The sequence below is a fragment of the Kitasatospora sp. NPDC056138 genome (genome assembly GCF_042264695.1).
Lineage (GTDB): Bacteria > Actinomycetota > Actinomycetes > Streptomycetales > Streptomycetaceae > Kitasatospora.
The window spans coordinates 249,947-266,328 of sequence record NZ_JBHJVK010000001.1; the positions used below are offsets into that span (position 1 = coordinate 249,947).

The window sequence follows — 16,382 nt, forward strand, 5'->3', positions numbered from 1 at the left end:
CGCACCAGGACGCATAACCTGCCTCACATGCGAGGAATTCTCCTGGCGGGGGGCACCGGTTCACGACTGTGGCCGCTCACCCGCGCGGTCTCGAAGCAGCTCCTGCCGGTGTTCGACAAGCCGATGATCTACTATCCGCTCTCCACGCTGGTGATGGCGGGGATCCGCGAGATACTGATCGTCACCACCCCGGAGGACCAGGCCCAGTTCCGCCGACTGCTCGGCGACGGCTCCCAGTTCGGACTGCGGCTGGAGTTCGCCGTCCAGGAACGTCCGGAGGGGATCGCCCAGGCCTTCGTGCTGGGCGCCGAGTTCATCGGCGACGAGCCGGTGGCGCTGATCCTGGGCGACAACATCTTCCACGGCAGCGGGCTCGGCACCCGGCTGGCCGACCACACCGAACTCACCGGCGGCCTGGTCTTCGCCTACCAGGTCGCCGATCCGCGGGCGTACGGAGTGGTCGAGTTCGACGAGGAGGGCCAGGTGATCTCGATCGAGGAGAAACCCGCGTTCCCCAAGTCGCGCTACGCCGTGCCCGGACTGTACTTCTACGACAACCGGGTGGTGGAGATCGCCCGCGGCCTGCACCCCAGCCCGCGCGGCGAGCTGGAAATCACCGCGGTCAACGAGGCCTACCTGAAGGCCGGCGAGCTGCACGTCACCCGGCTCGACCGGGGCACCGCCTGGCTGGACACCGGCACCTTCGCCTCGCTGATGCAGGCCTCCGACTTCGTCCAGGTGATCGAGGAGCGCCAGGGCCTGAAGATCGGCTGCCTGGAGGAGACGGTCTGGCGCGCCGGACTGATCGACGACGCCCAGCTCCGCACGCTGGCCGAACCACTGCTCAAGAGCGGGTACGGCCAGTACCTGCTGGACCTGTTGGACGAGGAGAACTCCCAGTGAAATTCCGCGAGTTGACCATCGAGGACGTCTTCGAGGTCACCCCGCAGCTGCACGGCGACCCGCGCGGCCTGTTCACCGAGTGGTACCGCTTCGACCGGCTGGCCGAGGTGGTCGGCCACCCGCTGCGCCTCGCCCAGGCCAACCTCTCGGTCTCGGCCCGGGGCGTGGTGCGCGGCATCCACTTCGCCGACGTGCCGCCGGGCCAGGCGAAGTACGTGACCTGCGTGCGCGGCGCGGTCCTCGACGTCCTGGTGGACCTGCGGGTGGGCTCCCCCACCTTCGGCCGCTGGGAGGGGGTCCGGCTGGACGACGTGGACCGCCGCGCGGTCTACGTTCCGGAGGGGATCGGTCACGGCTTCTGCGCGCTGACCGACGACGCCACGCTCTCGTACCTGTGCTCGGAGACCTTCAACCCGGCCGGTGAGCACGGCGTCCATCCGCTCGACCCCGAGCTGGCGATCGAATGGCCGGCCGAGGCTCCGCAGCTCTCCGCGAAGGACGAGGCCGCACCCGGCCTCGCCGAGGCACTCGCCGGCGGACTGCTTCCCGACTACCGGGCCTGCAAGGCCTACACCGCGAGCCGGTAGCGGGAAACGCGAGAGGGCCTCCCCGTCCTGGTGGACGGGGAGGCCCTCTCGTCGAGCCTGCGGTGCAGGGCTCAGGTCAGAGCGTCGGAATTACTTGACGATCTTGGTGACCTGGCCGGCGCCGACGGTGCGGCCACCCTCACGGATGGCGAACTTGAGGCCCTCCTCCATGGCGATCGGCTGGATCAGCACGACCGACATGGCGGTGTTGTCGCCCGGCATGACCATCTCGGTGCCCTCGGGGAGGGTCACAACGCCGGTCACGTCCGTGGTACGGAAGTAGAACTGCGGGCGGTAGTTGTTGAAGAACGGGGTGTGGCGGCCACCCTCGTCCTTCGACAGGATGTAGGCCTGGGCCTCGAACTCGGTGTGCGGGGTGACGGTGCCCGGCTTGATGATGACCTGGCCGCGCTCGACATCCTCGCGCTTGATGCCACGGAGCAGCAGACCGACGTTCTCACCGGCCTGGCCCTCGTCGAGCAGCTTGCGGAACATCTCGATGCCGGTGACCGTGGTGGTGGTCTTGGTCTCCTTGATGCCGATGATGTCGACAGTCTCGTTGACCTTGAGGATGCCACGCTCGATACGACCGGTGACGACGGTGCCACGACCGGTGATCGTGAAGACGTCCTCGATCGGCATCAGGAACGGCTGGTCGGTGAGGCGAGCCGGGGTCGGGATGGCCTCGTCGACGGCGTGCATGAGGCCGAGGAGCTTCTCGCCCCACTCCTTGTCGCCCTCCAGCGCCTTCAGCGCGGAGACGCGGACGACCGGCAGGTCGTCGCCCGGGAACTCGTACTCCGAGAGGAGCTCGCGGACCTCGAGCTCGACGAGCTCCAGGATCTCCTCGTCGTCCACCATGTCGGCCTTGTTCAGGGCGACAACGATGTAGGGGACGCCGACCTGGCGGGCCAGGAGGACGTGCTCCTTGGTCTGCGGCATCGGGCCGTCGGTGGCGGCGACGACGAGGATCGCACCGTCCATCTGGGCCGCACCGGTGATCATGTTCTTGATGTAGTCCGCGTGACCCGGGCAGTCAACGTGGGCGTAGTGACGCGCCTCGGTCTGGTACTCGACGTGCGCGATCGAGATGGTGATACCGCGCTGACGCTCCTCCGGCGCCTTGTCGATCTGGTCGAACGGCGTGAAGGGGTTGATCTCCGGGTACGCGTCGTGCAGCACCTTGGTGATCGCCGCGGTCAGCGTGGTCTTACCGTGGTCGATGTGACCGATGGTGCCGATGTTGACGTGGGGCTTCGTCCGCTCGAACTTCGCCTTCGCCACTGCAGTCCTCCTGAGGACAGTTCTGTACGCCGTACGACGTCAGTTGGTCTTTGATCGGGTTTGGTACGGAGTGCTCGTCGCACTCCATGCCGTCCCGCGGATTGGGGCCGGAGGCCCTGGGGGGATCTGGGTGGATCCCCCCAGGTTTGCCTCCTAATAGCCTAAGGGGTCTGATTCGTCCCGAAAGCCGGGACGTACTCGGACCGCAAGCAAGGAGTCGGCTCGCGCCGGTCCTTACTCGCCCTTGGCCTTGGCGATGATGTCGTCCGCCACGTTCCGCGGAACCTCGGCGTACGAGTCGAACTGCATCGAGTAGCTTGCGCGACCAGAGGTCTTGCTGCGCAGGTCACCGACGTAGCCGAACATCTCGGAGAGCGGGACCAGCGCCGTGACGACGCGGGCACCGTGACGCTCGTCCATGGACCGGATCTGGCCACGGCGAGAGTTGATGTCGCCGATCACATCGCCCATGTAGTCCTCGGGCGTGGTGACCTCGACGGCCATCATCGGCTCCAGCAGGGCCGGACCGGCCTTGCGGGCGCCTTCCTTGAAGGCCATCGAACCGGCGATCTTGAACGCCAGCTCGGAGGAGTCGACGTCGTGCGAGGCACCGTCGAGCAGGGTCACGCGGACACCCTGGAGCGGGTAGCCGGCGAGCACACCGAACTCCATGGCCTCCTGGCAACCGGCGTCGACCGAAGGGATGTACTCCTTCGGCACGCGGCCACCGGTGACCTTGTTGACGAACTCGTAGCCCTCGCCGGACTCGATCGGCTCGATCGCGATCTGGATCTTCGCGAACTGGCCGGAGCCACCGGTCTGCTTCTTGTGCGTGTAGTCGATGCGCTCGACGGCCTTGCGGATCGTCTCGCGGTACGCGACCTGCGGCTTGCCGACGTTGGCCTCGACCTTGAACTCACGCTTCATACGGTCGACCAGCACCTCGAGGTGCAGCTCGCCCATACCCGCGATGATGGTCTGGCCGGTCTCCTCGTCCGTGTTGACCTGGAAGGACGGGTCCTCCTCGGCGAGACGCTGGATGGCAACACCCAGCTTCTCCTGGTCACCCTTGGACTTGGGCTCGATGGCGACGCGAATGACCGGGGCCGGGAAGTCCATGGACTCCAGGATGACCGGGTTCTTCTCGTCCGACAGCGTCTCACCGGTGGTGGTCTGCTTCAGACCCATGACGGCGATGATGTCGCCGGCGCCGACCGACTCGATCTCCTCACGCTTGTTCGCGTGCATGCGGTAGATCTTGCCGATGCGCTCCTTCTTGCCCTTGACGGAGTTCAGCACCGAGGTGCCGGACTCCAGGCGGCCGGAGTACACGCGGACGAAGGTCAGCTTGCCCAGGTGCGGGTCAGACATGATCTTGAACGCGAGGGCGGCCAGCGGCTCGTCGTCGGAGGCCTTGCGGGCGATCTCCACCGACTCGTCGCCGGGCTTGTGGCCCTTGATGGACTCGATGTCCAGCGGCGACGGCAGGTACTTCACGACGGCGTCGAGCAGGGGCTGAACGCCCTTGTTCTTGAACGCGGTGCCGCAGAAGATCGGGGTGAAGTCCGAGTTCAGGGTGCCCTGGCGGATCGCGGCGACCAGCAGCTCCTCGGGGATGTCCTCGCCCTCGAGGGCGAGCTCCATCACCTCGTCGCTGATGTTCGACACGGTGTCGATCAGGGCCTCGCGGTACTCGGCGGCCTGCTCGGCCAGCTCGGCCGGGATGTCGACGGTGTCGTACATCTCGCCCTTGGTGGCCTCGGCGGACCAGACCAGGGCCTTCATCTTCACCAGGTCGACGACGCCGACGAAGTCGGACTCCGCGCCGATCGGGAGCTGCATGACCAGCGGGGTCGCGCCGAGGCGGTCCACGATGGTCTGGACGCAGAAGAAGAAGTTCGCGCCCGTGCGGTCCAGCTTGTTGATGAAGCAGATGCGCGGGACGCCGTAGCGGTCAGCCTGCCGCCACACGGTCTCGGACTGGGGCTCGACACCGGCAACACCGTCGAACACCGTCACGGCACCGTCGAGGACGCGCAGCGAACGCTCCACCTCGACGGTGAAGTCGACGTGGCCCGGGGTGTCGATGATGTTGATGGTGTGGTCGCTGTTGTCCAGCGTCCAGTGGCAGGTCGTCGCGGCCGACGTGATCGTGATGCCGCGCTCCTGCTCCTGCTCCATCCAGTCCATGGTGGCAGCGCCATCGTGGACCTCACCGATCTTGTACGAGACACCGGTGTAGAACAGGATCCGCTCGGTGGTGGTGGTCTTGCCCGCGTCGATGTGCGCCATGATCCCGATGTTGCGGACCTTGGCGAGGTCAAGGGAGGTTGCAGCCATGGTGGCTCGTTCTCTCTCTGTCTAGTGACGGGGTACGGACTACCAGCGGTAGTGCGCGAAGGCCTTGTTGGACTCGGCCATCTTGTGGGTGTCCTCGCGACGCTTGACCGAGGCGCCCAGACCGTTGCTGGCGTCCAGGATCTCGTTCAGCAGACGCTCGGTCATGGTCTTCTCGCGACGAGCGCGCGAGTAGCCGACCAGCCAGCGCAGCGCCAGGGTGTTGGCGCGGCCCGGGCGGACCTCGACCGGCACCTGGTAGGTGGCGCCACCGACGCGGCGGGACTTGACCTCAAGGGTCGGCTTGACGTTCTCAAGCGCGCGCTTGAGGGCGACCACGGGGTCGGCGCCGGTCTTCTCACGGACGCCCTCGAGGGCGCCGTAGACGATCCGCTCGGCGGTGGAGCGCTTGCCGTGCAGCAGGATCTTGTTGACCAGCGAGGTCACCAGCGGGGAGCCGTAAACCGGGTCGATGATGACCGGGCGCTTCGGGGCGGGGCCCTTACGAGGCATTCTTACTTCTCCTTCTTGGCGCCGTAGCGGCTGCGAGCCTGCTTGCGGTTCTTGACACCCTGGGTGTCGAGCGAGCCGCGGATGATCTTGTAGCGGACACCAGGAAGGTCCTTCACACGTCCACCGCGAACCAGCACGATGGAGTGCTCCTGCAGGTTGTGGCCCTCGCCCGGGATGTAAGCGGTGACCTCGATCCCGCTGGTGAGGCGCACACGGGCGACCTTACGAAGCGCCGAGTTCGGCTTCTTCGGGGTGGTCGTGTACACACGCGTGCAGACACCGCGACGCTGAGGGGAACCCTTCAGTGCGGGAGTCTTGTTCTTCTCGACCTTGTCCTGCCGGCCCTTTCGGACCAGCTGCTGGATCGTAGGCACCGTTTCTCCGTTTTCTGTGTGCCAAGGCTGCGTCAAACTAACCTGCGGTGACCCCAACTGGCCGACCCACGCGGTCGGGTGTGTTGAGCCTCTTTGATGGAGGAATCGCGGAATCCCATGATGCTGATGTGCAGCGACGGCGCTCGCGCGTACAGAGCGTTTTGCGACGCTCCGGTGTGGCGCGGCGGCCGGTGTGCATGCACGCACAAGGACCCGGGGACACCCCAGGCACAAGGTCAGAGCGTACCTAGCGCATCGGCGCCGGTCAAAACAAATGCAACGCCGCAGCTCAGCCCTGAACGGGGCTGGACACCCGGACGGCGTAGCCGAGGCTCTGCCGTCTTACCACAGATGGCCCACGGCGGCGAACCGGGAGGCCGCCGACCGGTCAGCCGGGGGCCGGGCCGGACGCCGCGATCAGGATCGCGAGGATCATCAGCGCCCAGGCCGCGATCGACAGCCAGCCGAGCACCAGCCCGACGGTGGCCATCCCGTCCCCCGGCTCGTCCCGGCTGCGCAGCTGCGCCCTGGCGACGTGGCCGGTCACCACGGCGGGGACTCCGGTCGCCCCCATGGTCGGGATGGTGAGCAGGCCCAGGACCATCGAGGTGACCGCCAGCGGGTTGGTGCGCGGCTTCGGCGGGGCCAGGAAGACCGGCGGGGGCAGGAAGGTCGACGGCACCGCGGGCGCCGGGGCTCCCTGCGGCGCGACGAACGGCCCGGCCGGCAGGTCGGCGACCAGCCGGCTCAGCTCCCCGTACGTCTTCGCCCGGTTCGCCGCGTCGAAGCGCTGCGCGTACTCCTCGGTGTCCAGCCGCCCCTCCGCGAATGCCGCTTTCAGCACGTCCACCGTGCGCTCGCGGTCGGTGTGCGCGGCGCGCATCCCGGCCTGCGCGGAGACCGCGGGCTGGGCGGCCGCAGGCTGGGCTGCCGGGGGCTGCGGCCAGGACTGGCGGTGCTCCGGCGGATGGCCGACGGGCGGCCGGCTACCGGCGAAGGGCGAGTCGGACGGCTGCTTCATCTCCCACGGCTCCACGGCCACCAGGCCACCTCCCGACACCCGGCGCGCCGGGTGCGCACCGCTTCGTCACTGAGCAGGACGAACCAGGCCGCGTACTAGTTGCCGATCCGCGCGCCCAATGCCGAGGACGAGGGCGAAATATCACTCATTCAGCCCAGAAACGCCCGATTCCCAGGCACCCTGGGCCTGTTACCCCGGAAGTGAGAGGCTGGCGGCACACACGTACCCGTGCACCGCAGGAGACCCCCGCAATGCAGGCGTCCACCCCCCAGTCCGCGCCGGCCGGTCCGGCGTCCACCTCCGCCGTGAGCATCCGCGACCTGTGGAAGACCTTCGGCCGACAGGCGGCGGTGTCCGGCCTCGATCTCGAACTCCCGGCCGGGTCCTTCATCGGACTGGTCGGCCCCAACGGCGCCGGCAAGACCACCACCCTCTCGATGGTCACCGGCCTGCTCCGCCCCGACCACGGCACCGTTCTGATCCACGGCGCGGACGTCTGGACCGACCCGGTCGCGGTCAAGGCGCGGATCGGCATCCTGCCCGAGGGCCTGCGGATGTTCGAGCGGCTGAGCGGGCGCGAACTGCTCCAGTACAGCGGTCGGCTGCGCGGACTGCCCGGCGCCGAGGTCGACCGCCGGGCCGAGGAACTCCTCACCGTGCTCGACCTGCTCGCCTCCGCCGACAAACTGGTCGCCGACTACTCCACCGGTATGCGCAAGAAGATCGGCCTCGCCGCCGCGCTGCTGCACAACCCGGACGTGCTGTTCCTGGACGAGCCCTTCGAGGGCGTCGACCCGGTCTCCGCCCAGACCATCCGGGGCGTCCTCAGGCGGTACGCGGCGGCCGGCTCGACCGTCGTGTTCTCCAGCCACGTGATGGAGCTGGTCGAGCAGCTCTGCGACTGGGTCGCCGTGATGAACGCCGGCAAGGTGATAGCCCAGGGCCCGCTGGACTCGGTGCGCGGTGAACGCTCGCTGCACACGGTCTTCCTGGAGCTGATCGGGGTCCGAGAGGACGACGGCCGGGCCCTCGGCTGGCTCGGCGCGGCGGCGCCCGACGGCGCTGCGGTGGACGGCGCTGCGGTGGACGGGACCGAGCGATGAACCCCGCCGTCCCTGAGGACAGGGTGGTCGTCCGGGCCATCGTCTCGCTCAGGCTCCGGCTGCTCGCCAACGGGCTCAGGCGCAGCCCCCGGCGCAAGGCCGTGTTCGTCCTCGGCACGGTGCTCGGGCTCGGCTTCGCCCTCGTGATGGCATTCGCCCTGTCCCTGCTGCACGGCCGCCAGGGGGCCGGCGACGCCGCCGTGATGCTCACCACCGGACTCGCCATCGGCTGGGCCGCCCTGCCGCTCTTCCTGTTCAGCACCGACGAGAGCTCCGACCCGACCCGGCTCACCATGCTGCCGCTGCGCCCAAAACCGCTGCTCCGCGGCACCCTGCTGGCCTCGCTGATCGGCCCGGGACCACTGCTGGCACTGGTGCTGCTGACCGGTGCCGCGGTGGCCGCGTCCGGCGGCGCGGCGTCGCTCCCGGCGGCCCTGGTGGGCGTACCGCTGACGGTGGTGGCCTTCGTCGCGCTGTCCCGGGCGGTCGCGGCCGGGAACGCCCGGCTGCTCTCCAGCCGTCGCGGCAAGGACTTCGCCGTGCTCGGCGGACTGCTCTTCGCGCTGCTGGTCCAGCTCGGGAACATCGCCTCGCAGAGCGTCTTCGGCCGTCCCGGCGAGCACGGCGCGCTCGACCTCACACCGCTGCGGCCCTTCGCCGCGGTGCTCCGCTGGGTGCCGCCGATCAGTTCGGTCGACGCCGTCCGCTCGGCCGGGGACGGCTCGTACGCCGCCGCCGTGCTGCAGCTCGCGCTCACCGGCGGCCTGCTGTTCCTGCTGCTGCGCTGGTGGCGCGGCAGCCTCCAGCAGCTGATGGTGACCGCTGACGCCTCCACCCAGATCACCGTCAGGAGCGTCGGCCGCCCACGCGGCGCCGGGCTGCTGCCCGGGGGCCGGACCGGTGCGGTGATGCAGCGTCACCTGCGGTACGCCTGGCGTGAACCCCGGGCCAAGGCGGCCGTCTTCACTGGCATCGGCATGACCCTGGTGTTCTGCGTCCTGTCCGTGGTGCAGGGCTGGGCCTCGGTCTACGTGGTGGCCATCGCCGGAGTGATGCTCGGACTGCAGATGGTCAACCTCTTCGGCATGGACGGCTCCGCGTTCTGGATGGTCGCCGCCACCCTGAGCACCCGCGCCGACGCCCGGGCCGAACTGCTCGGGCGCGCCTGCGCCGTGCTCTCGTACGCGGTCCCGGTCTCGCTCGTCGTCGGGGTCGGGCTGGCCGCCGCCAACAACGACTGGGCAAACCTCGCCCCCGCCCTCGGCGTCACCTTCGCCCTCCTGGGCACGGGCATCGGCCTCGGCGCGGTCCTGAGCGTCCTCGCGCCGTACGCCATGCCCGCGGACAGCAACCCGATGCGCAACGCCGCACCGGGGCAGGGCGGGCTGGTCCTGCTCAACGGGTTCGGCTCGATGGTCGGCGTCCTCCTGCTGAACCTGCCGCTCAGCGGCCTGCTCGCCTGGCTGCTGGTCTCGCACGGCCCGAGCTGGACCGTGCTGGCGATCGGCCCCGCCTACGGCGCCGCCCTCGCCGCCATCGGCCTGCGCATCGCCACTCCCCGCCTCCTCCGCCGCCTCCCGGAGATCCTCGGCACGGCCGTCGAACGCTGAGGCCGGCCCACGGGGCCGGGCGACGGCAGGGGTCCCCCGGGTGCCGACGAGGGCGTCGCGACCGGGCTGCGGCGACCGAGGAGCCAGCCGGGCGGCCGGGCCGGTGTCGTCGGCCGACCGGGGAGGTCCGGCATCATGGACCGGAGGTTCGGACTAGGCGGAGGCGGGACACCGTGGGCAGGCACAAGGGCGAACGGGGTCCCGGTATGGACGGACTGGTGGAGCAGGCGGCGCACCAGGTGATCGGGGCGCCCGCAGAGGGGCTCGACCTGGCGCTGGACACCGGGGCCTCGCTGCTGGCGGCCTCGGCCGACCGGTGGCCCGAGGTGAGCCGGGCGGTGCTGGCCTTCGCGGAGCGTACGGTCGCGCGCGCCTGGGCCGGCGGCTGGCGCCCGGCGGATCTGGCCCGGGTGGTCCGGCGCCGGCTCGGTCCGGTGCACCAGGCGCTGGCGGTCGACCTGATCGCCGCCGAGGGGCGCCGGCACCCCGCCGCCACCCTGGACCGCCGCTGGCAGGAGCAGCTGCGTGAGCTGTCCGCCGAGGTGTGGTGGGAGGGCGACGAGGGCTACCTGCCGGGCTTCGCGCACCGCCACCGCCTGGACCGCTTCGCCCTGGCCACCACCGCCCTGGAGCTGCTGCGGGCCTGGAGCCACCTGCCGCCGATCGCGCCGGTCGGACCCGTTCCCGGGGCCGCACCGCAGCGGCCGAGCGGCCCGGTGCAGGGCGAGCCGAGGATGCTGTCGCGGATCCGGGCGCTACTGGCGAAGGCGGAGTCCACGGAGTACCCGGAGGAGGCCGAGGCGCTGACCGCGAAGGCCCAGCAGCTGATGGCCCAGCACAGCATCGACGAGGCGCTGCTGGCGGCCGCCCGGCCGGCCGCGGACGCCCCGGCGGCGCTGCGGATCGGAGTGGACAACCCGTACGAGGGCCCGAAGACGATGCTGCTGGACGCCGTCGCGGCGGCGAACCGCTGCCGGGTGGTGTGGGCGAAGGAGTTCGGCTTCTGCACCATCGTCGGCTTCGACCCGGACCTGGACGCGGTCGAGCTGCTCTACACCTCGCTGCTGGTCCAGGCGACGTCCGCGATGAACCGCGCGGGCAGCCGTCAGCACCTGGACGGCGCCTCCCGGACGAAGTCCTTCCGGCAGTCGTTCCTGGTGGCGTACGCCGCCCGGATCCGGGAGCGGCTGGCGGCCGCCACCGAGCAGGCCACCAGTGACGCCGCCGCAGGGCGGCACCTGCGCGAGGACGGCAGCTCCGAGCAGCTGGTCCCCGACGAGCGGCTGCTGCCCGCGCTCGCCGCCCGCGAGGAGGCGGTGGACGGCGCGGTCGGCCGGATGTTCCCGAAGCTGACCGCCCAGCGGGTGCGGGTCAGCGACGGCGAGGGCTGGGCGGCCGGCCGGGCCGCCGCCGACCGGGCCTCCCTGCACGGCCGGGCGGGCGCCATCCGCTCCTGAGCGCCGGTGCGCCCCGGAGCGGGAGCCCGTGCGGCGCGGGGCTCCGGGACCGACCCGACCGGGGCGACCCGCATGTTGTCGGCACCGCGGCGCTTGGAGCCGACCTCGCCGGCCTGCTGCCGGCGCAGCGGGGGCTCGCCGAGGCGCCGGCAGGCCGTGAGGCAGGTCCGGCCCGGGGCGCGGTCGTTCTCCTCCGGGCGGTACCGGGCGACGAACTCCGCCCGGACCGGTGGCTCCAGCCCCGACGGTTCGAGCGGGCCGGCGGCCGGTGCGGTCCGCAGGCCCCGGGCCGGGGCCTGCGTCATCCGGGTGTCGTCGGTGACCAACGCGGGCTCGGACAGCGGGAGTTCACGCCAGCTCGGGCACCAGGCCGCGATGTGCTCGGTCTCCTCGAACTCGGTCCGGTGGCCGAGCCCGTCGCCGATCGCCAGGCCCGGCAGCGCTCCGGTCGCCCTGCCCGTCGACTGCCCCCTCAGACCTCGACGATCAGTTCCCGCAGGCCCCGGATGACGTACCCGGGCCGCCACTGCGGCTCGCGGACCAGCCGCAGTCCGGGGGCCCGGCGCAGCAGCGCGCCGTAGGACTCGGTGAGCTCCAGTCTGGCGAGCGAGGCACCGAGACAGAAGTGAATTCCGGCACCGAAGGTGATGTGCGGATTGTCGCTGCGGCCCAGGTCGAGGCGGTCGGGGTCGGTGAAGCGGGCCGGGTCGCGGTTGGCGGAGCCGAACAGCAGGGCGACCTCGGCGCCGCGCGGGACGCGCACCCCGGCGATCTCGACGTCCTCCAGCACCCAGCGTTCGAACATCTGCAGCGGGGTGTCGTAGCGCATCAGCTCCTCGACGGCGGTGGGCAGCAGTTCGTCCACCGCACCGCGCAGCCGGGCGAGTTCGCCGGGGTTGCGGAAGAGCGCCCACCAGCCGTTCCCGGTGGTGTTGACGGTGGCCTCGTGCCCGGCGTTGAGCAGCAGGACACAGGTCGAGACCATCTCCTGCTCGCTCAGCGCGTCCGAACCGTCGGCGACCTGGACCAGTGCGCTGATCAGGTCGTCGCCCGGTGCGGCCCGCCGCTCGGCGATCAGCCCGCGCAGGTACGTCGAGAACTCGACGCTCGCCCGCACGGCCCGCGCCGCCGCCTCCGCCGACGGGTTGAGCTCGAACATCCCGGTGATGTCGGCGGACCAGGGACGCAGCAGGCCCCGGTCGCCCTCGGGCACACCCAGCATCTCGGCGATCACCGCGACCGGCAGCGGTTCGGCGACCCGGGCGATCAGGTCGCCGCCGCCGTCCGCCAGCAGTCCGCCGACCAGTTCGTCCGCGAGCCGGGTCACGGTGGGCCGCAGCGACTCCACCATCCGCGGGGTGAACGCCTTGGAGACCAGCCGCCGGATCCGGGTGTGGTCGGGGGCCTCCAGGTCGAGCAGCCCGTGCTCGTTCAGCGTGTGGAACGGCTCGTGCGCGGGGTCGGGCGCCGGACGGCCGAACTCCTCGTGGGTGTGGCGGTGGGTGTAGGTGCGGCCGAGGCGGCGGTCCCGGAGCAGGGCGCTGACGTCCTCGTACCGGGAGACCAGCCACTGGCCGCTCGGCTCGTAGTAACTGACCGGTGCCTGCTCGCGCAGCGCCGCGTACGCCTCGTAGGGGTGCGCCACGAACTCGGCGGACCAGGGGTCGAACTGAGCATCCATGATCACTCCTGCTGGTCGGGTGGCCATGGTAGTCGGACCGGCGGCAGCCCGGAACGGGCGGGCACCGCCTGCCCGTTGCCTGTCCGTACGGGCCGTACGGACAAGCGACGGGCTCGCCGGGCGGCGCGGCCGAGCAGCACCGGCGGCGGCGAGCACGGCCGCACCGGAGCACGCACCGCACCGGCAACCCCCGTGGCGCGGAGCCCGGTTCGGCGGACCGCGCCTCGGGGGCCGCCGGCCGGCCGCCGCAGCCGCTGGTTCAGCCCGCCGAAAGGACCAGGCGGCGGGCGAAGTTGCGGTAGCCGCCGCGCTCGAAGGCCGCCGCCATCGGCACGTTCGCCAGGTCGGTGTCGGCGCGGATCCGTTCGGCGCCGGCCTCGACCGCGAGGATCCGGGTGATCTCGGCGAGGATCTCGTCCACGTACCCGCGGCCCCGCTGCTCCGGCAGCACCCCGAGGTAGCCGACCACGGGGAAGGCGGGGTTGTGCGAGGGGAGGCCGAAGCCGACCACCTCGCCGTCCGGGGTCTCGGCGAGGCGCCACCAGGACCGCTCGCCGGACATCCGGTCCCGGTAGAACGCGACGTCCGCGCGGGCCTGCCGCTCGGCGCCGATCTGCTCGGCCCCCTTCCGGGAGCCCGAGTCGAGGGTGCCCTCCAGCACCCGGCGGAGGATGCCGACGAAGACCTCGTCGTCGGGCTCGGCACGGAACCGCAGGCGCCCCGAGGGCTCCGGCAGGCCGTCCTGCGGCGTCCACTCGTAGCGCAGCCGCTCCAGGGCGGTGGAGAGCCCGGCCAGCCGGGCGGCCTCCCGGCGCCAGGTCAGGGCGGCCGCCACGGCGGGCCGGTCGCGCCAGTCGCCGGGCAGGAAGACGTGGTACTCCGGCGCCTCGGCCACCCCCGCCCCGGCGTACCCGGCGTGCGCGGCGGTGAGCAGGTCGGCGGCCAGGCCGATGCGGTCCACGGCGGACCCCACCGACTCGTGGACGAAGAAGCCGTCCAGGGCGCCGGGCTCGGAGTGCTCCGGGGCGCCCCACCAGACGGCGAGCGCGAGCGGCGGGCCGTCGGGGCCCTCCTCGGCGATCCAGGTCCATTCGGGGCGGTACTCGCGGCCGGCGAGTTTCCGGGTGTAGTCGTCCGCCGTCATCGTGGCACAGGCCGGGTCGGCGACGAGGAGCGGAAGGGAGCGGCCGAGGTCGGACTCGACGGTGGAACGGAAAATCACGGTTGCCTCCGAGGCGGGGAAAGCCGGAGGCGCGACCTGATCGGCGTGGGCCTACCGCAGCCGGGCGAGCCGGACGGCGGTGGACGGGGCGATCGGAAGCGCCGGGTTCGGGGTGAACACCACGGGCCTCCCTTCTGCGCGGACCACGGTCGGTGGCCGTACCGGACCGGGCACCCCGTCCGGGGCACCCGCGTGATCGCGAGATCAGCGGTCGTCAGGCTAGACCCCGCCGCTCGACCGGACAACCGGATTTCCGCCCGGCTACGCCTCTCCCGCGACCACCGCTCCCGCCTCGTACGCGAAGACCACCGCGTGCACCCGGTCGCGCAGTTGAAGCTTGCTCAGCACATTGCTGACGTGCGTCTTCACGGTGTGCTCGCTGACCACCAGCTCGGCCGCGATCTCGGCGTTGGACAGGCCCCGGGCGAGCAGCCGCAGGGTCTCCTGCTCACGGATGGTCAGCCGGTCGAGCAGCTTCGCGGGCGCGCGCAGCACCGCGGCCGGCCCCGAGGGCCTGCGGGCGGCGAACTCGCCGATCAGCCGACGCGTCACCGAGGGCGCCAGCAGCGCCTCGCCGGAGGCCACCATCCGGACACCGTGCGCGAGGTCGTCCCGGCGGACGTCCTTGAGCAGGAAGCCGCTGGCCCCGGCGTAGAGGGCGTCGTAGACGTAGTCGTCGATGTCGAAGGTGGTCAGCATGATCACCTTGGTGTCGGGGAACTCGCCGCAGACCCGGCGGGCCGCCTCCAGGCCGTCCATGACGGGCATCCGGACGTCCAGCAGCAGCACGTCCGGGCGGTGCTCCCGGACCGCCTCGACGGCCTGCGCGCCGTCCGCCGCCTCGGCGACCACCTCGATGTCCGGCTGGGCGTCCAGGATCATCCCGAACCCGGCCCGCACCAGCTCCTGGTCGTCGGCGACCACCACTCGTATCGCGTCCCTGCTCACCACGGCTCCCCTCTCCCGGCCGGTCGTACCGTACGCCGGCCGCCGCTCACAGTACGGCCGCGTCCAGCGGCAGCTGCGCGGTGACCAGGAAGCCCCGGCCCTGTGGCCCCGGACCGGCGCTCGCCCTGCCGCCGCAGGCCGCCGCACGCTCGCGGATACCGACCAGCCCGCGCCCGCCCGACCAGCCGGGCGCCGTGCTCCGCCCGCCCTCGGCGCCGCCGGTGCGCCCGGCGTCCTTCGCCCCGGCGCCGTTGTCACGGACCTCGATCTCCAGCGTCCGCCCGACCCGGACGATCCGGACCGCCGCGCTGTCCGCCCCGGAGTGCTTGACGACATTGGTCAGTGCCTCCTGGACGATCCGGTAGGCCGCCGCCTCGACGTCCGCCGGCATCGTGCGCGCGGGCTCGGCCAGCTCCAGCTCCACCCGGATGCCCGCCTGCCGCACCCGTCCGACCACGGCCGGCAGTTCGGCCAGCCTGGGTTGCGGGGCCAGTTCGGGGCTCGCGCCCTCCTCCTTGAGCACCCCGAGGACCCGGCGCAGCTGCACCATCGCGTCGCGGCCGGAGTCGGCGATGGTGTCGAAGGCCCGGATCGCCCGGTCCGGGTCCTTGTGCACCACCAGCGGACCGGCCTCCGCCTGAATGACCATCAGCGAGACCGCGTGCGCCAGGATGTCGTGCATCTCCCGGGCGATCCGGCTGCGCTCCTCGGCCACCGCGCGGGCCGCCTCGCTCGCGGCCCGGAGGCCCAGCTGGTGGGCCCGTTCGGCCTCCGTCCGGGCGAGCCTGCGCCAGTCGCGCACCAGTGCGCCGAAGGTGAAGCTGCCGACCGTCATGATCAGGCTGAACAGCATGCCGTTCGGCGAGTGGGTGCCGAGGATGTTGGCGACCACGGTGATCACCAGCAGCGGCCAGCGCTGCCAGTCCCGGCCGCGGTCGGCCAGGGTGTACATCGTGACCACCCCGGCGATCGAGACCTGCGGCTGCGCCGAGTGCGCGGCGTAGGACAGCGCCAGCGCCGGCAGCCCGCCGAGCAGGAACACGCTGCACGGGAACCTCCGCCGCCAGGGCAGCGGGAAGGCGGTGGAGACCGCCAGCAGGTAGACCCACCAGGACCAGCCCTGGTTGTCGAAGAACACCGCCCAGGCCGAGATCAGGGCCGAGAACACCGTCAGCCCGATGTCCGTCACCCGCGGATCGACGCCGCCGAACCGCCCCTCCCACCGCTGCCCCAGCGCGATGATCCGTGCCTGCGCACGCGATATCCGCTCCACGTCCGTTCCTCCCCCGCCGTGCTCCGGGGGATGATCCTGCCGTAACGCCGGGCCGGGCGCGCGGCCGAG

The 16,382-nt window shown here is 71.4% G+C and carries 14 protein-coding genes and 1 pseudogene; 5 read left to right on the forward strand and 10 right to left on the reverse strand.

All coding sequences use genetic code 11. The annotated features are described in order from the left end of the window. Positions 1-27: 27 nt before the first annotated feature. Together rfbA and rfbC are read left to right on the forward strand one after the other, a co-directional pair. On the forward strand, positions 28-903 hold the full coding sequence (rfbA, locus tag ACFC1R_RS01115) for a glucose-1-phosphate thymidylyltransferase RfbA (protein WP_375930679.1): 876 nt from the start codon (positions 28-30) through the stop codon (positions 901-903). Continuing rightward, positions 900-1,490, forward strand: a complete 591-nt coding sequence (gene rfbC / locus ACFC1R_RS01120) for a dTDP-4-dehydrorhamnose 3,5-epimerase (RefSeq protein ID WP_375930682.1) — start codon at positions 900-902, stop codon at positions 1,488-1,490. The genes rfbA and rfbC overlap by 4 nt, the downstream gene beginning before the upstream one ends. 90 nt (positions 1,491-1,580) lie before the next feature. On the opposite strand, the gene tuf is transcribed toward rfbC, so the two are convergent. From tuf to ACFC1R_RS01145, 5 genes are all read right to left on the reverse strand, one after another. Next, the gene (tuf, locus tag ACFC1R_RS01125; RefSeq protein ID WP_045304580.1) at positions 1,581-2,774 is read right to left on the reverse strand and encodes an elongation factor Tu; all 1,194 of its coding nucleotides are present in this window, start codon (positions 2,772-2,774) and stop codon (positions 1,581-1,583) included. A 234-nt stretch (positions 2,775-3,008) separates the two neighbouring features. After that, positions 3,009-5,114, reverse strand: a complete 2,106-nt coding sequence (gene fusA, locus ACFC1R_RS01130) for an elongation factor G (protein WP_375930685.1) — start codon at positions 5,112-5,114, stop codon at positions 3,009-3,011. A 39-nt stretch (positions 5,115-5,153) separates the two neighbouring features. After that, positions 5,154-5,624 (reverse strand): 30S ribosomal protein S7, encoded by a 471-nt coding sequence (rpsG, locus tag ACFC1R_RS01135; RefSeq protein WP_030457432.1) that lies wholly within the window; start codon positions 5,622-5,624, stop codon positions 5,154-5,156. Positions 5,625-5,626: 2 nt separating this feature from the next. Then, on the reverse strand, positions 5,627-5,998 hold the full coding sequence (gene rpsL, locus ACFC1R_RS01140) for a 30S ribosomal protein S12 (protein ID WP_014144289.1): 372 nt from the start codon (positions 5,996-5,998) through the stop codon (positions 5,627-5,629). A gap of 388 nt (positions 5,999-6,386) precedes the next feature. Continuing rightward, positions 6,387-7,040 carry a DUF1707 and DUF4190 domain-containing protein gene (locus tag ACFC1R_RS01145; RefSeq protein WP_375930688.1) on the reverse strand — a complete coding sequence of 218 codons (654 nt, stop codon included), beginning with the start codon at positions 7,038-7,040 and terminating at the stop codon, positions 6,387-6,389. 230 nt (positions 7,041-7,270) lie between these two features. Here ACFC1R_RS01145 and ACFC1R_RS01150 point away from each other — a divergent pair, with 230 nt between their 5' ends. From ACFC1R_RS01150 to ACFC1R_RS01160, 3 genes are all read left to right on the forward strand, one after another. Continuing rightward, on the forward strand, positions 7,271-8,122 hold the full coding sequence (locus ACFC1R_RS01150; protein ID WP_375930691.1) for an ABC transporter ATP-binding protein: 852 nt from the start codon (positions 7,271-7,273) through the stop codon (positions 8,120-8,122). After that, positions 8,119-9,732 (forward strand): transporter, encoded by a 1,614-nt coding sequence (locus ACFC1R_RS01155; protein WP_375930693.1) that lies wholly within the window; start codon positions 8,119-8,121, stop codon positions 9,730-9,732. The genes ACFC1R_RS01150 and ACFC1R_RS01155 overlap by 4 nt, the downstream gene beginning before the upstream one ends. Before the next feature lie 206 nt (positions 9,733-9,938). Further along, a complete protein-coding gene (locus tag ACFC1R_RS01160; protein ID WP_375930696.1) occupies positions 9,939-11,189 on the forward strand; it encodes a DUF2786 domain-containing protein in 1,251 nt (416 codons plus the stop codon). Positions 11,190-11,245: 56 nt separating this feature from the next. On the opposite strand, the pseudogene ACFC1R_RS01165 reads toward ACFC1R_RS01160, so the two are convergent. The 5 genes and pseudogenes from ACFC1R_RS01165 to ACFC1R_RS01185 form a co-directional block, all read right to left on the reverse strand. Then, positions 11,246-11,716, reverse strand: a pseudogene (locus ACFC1R_RS01165) (ADP-ribosylglycohydrolase family protein); the annotation flags it as partial. Further along, positions 11,662-12,870, reverse strand: coding sequence for a cytochrome P450 (locus ACFC1R_RS01170; protein WP_375930699.1), 1,209 nt, complete (start codon positions 12,868-12,870; stop codon positions 11,662-11,664). The gene ACFC1R_RS01170 and the pseudogene ACFC1R_RS01165, both read right to left, overlap by 55 nt. Positions 12,871-13,129: 259 nt before the next feature. After that, a complete protein-coding gene (locus ACFC1R_RS01175) occupies positions 13,130-14,092 on the reverse strand; it encodes a GNAT family N-acetyltransferase (protein ID WP_375930702.1) in 963 nt (320 codons plus the stop codon). Between the two features lie 261 nt (positions 14,093-14,353). Then, positions 14,354-14,974 carry a response regulator gene (locus tag ACFC1R_RS01180; RefSeq protein ID WP_375930909.1) on the reverse strand — a complete coding sequence of 207 codons (621 nt, stop codon included), beginning with the start codon at positions 14,972-14,974 and terminating at the stop codon, positions 14,354-14,356. 112 nt (positions 14,975-15,086) lie between these two features. Next, positions 15,087-16,313 (reverse strand): sensor histidine kinase, encoded by a 1,227-nt coding sequence (locus ACFC1R_RS01185; protein WP_375930705.1) that lies wholly within the window; start codon positions 16,311-16,313, stop codon positions 15,087-15,089. Positions 16,314-16,382 lie beyond the last annotated feature (69 nt).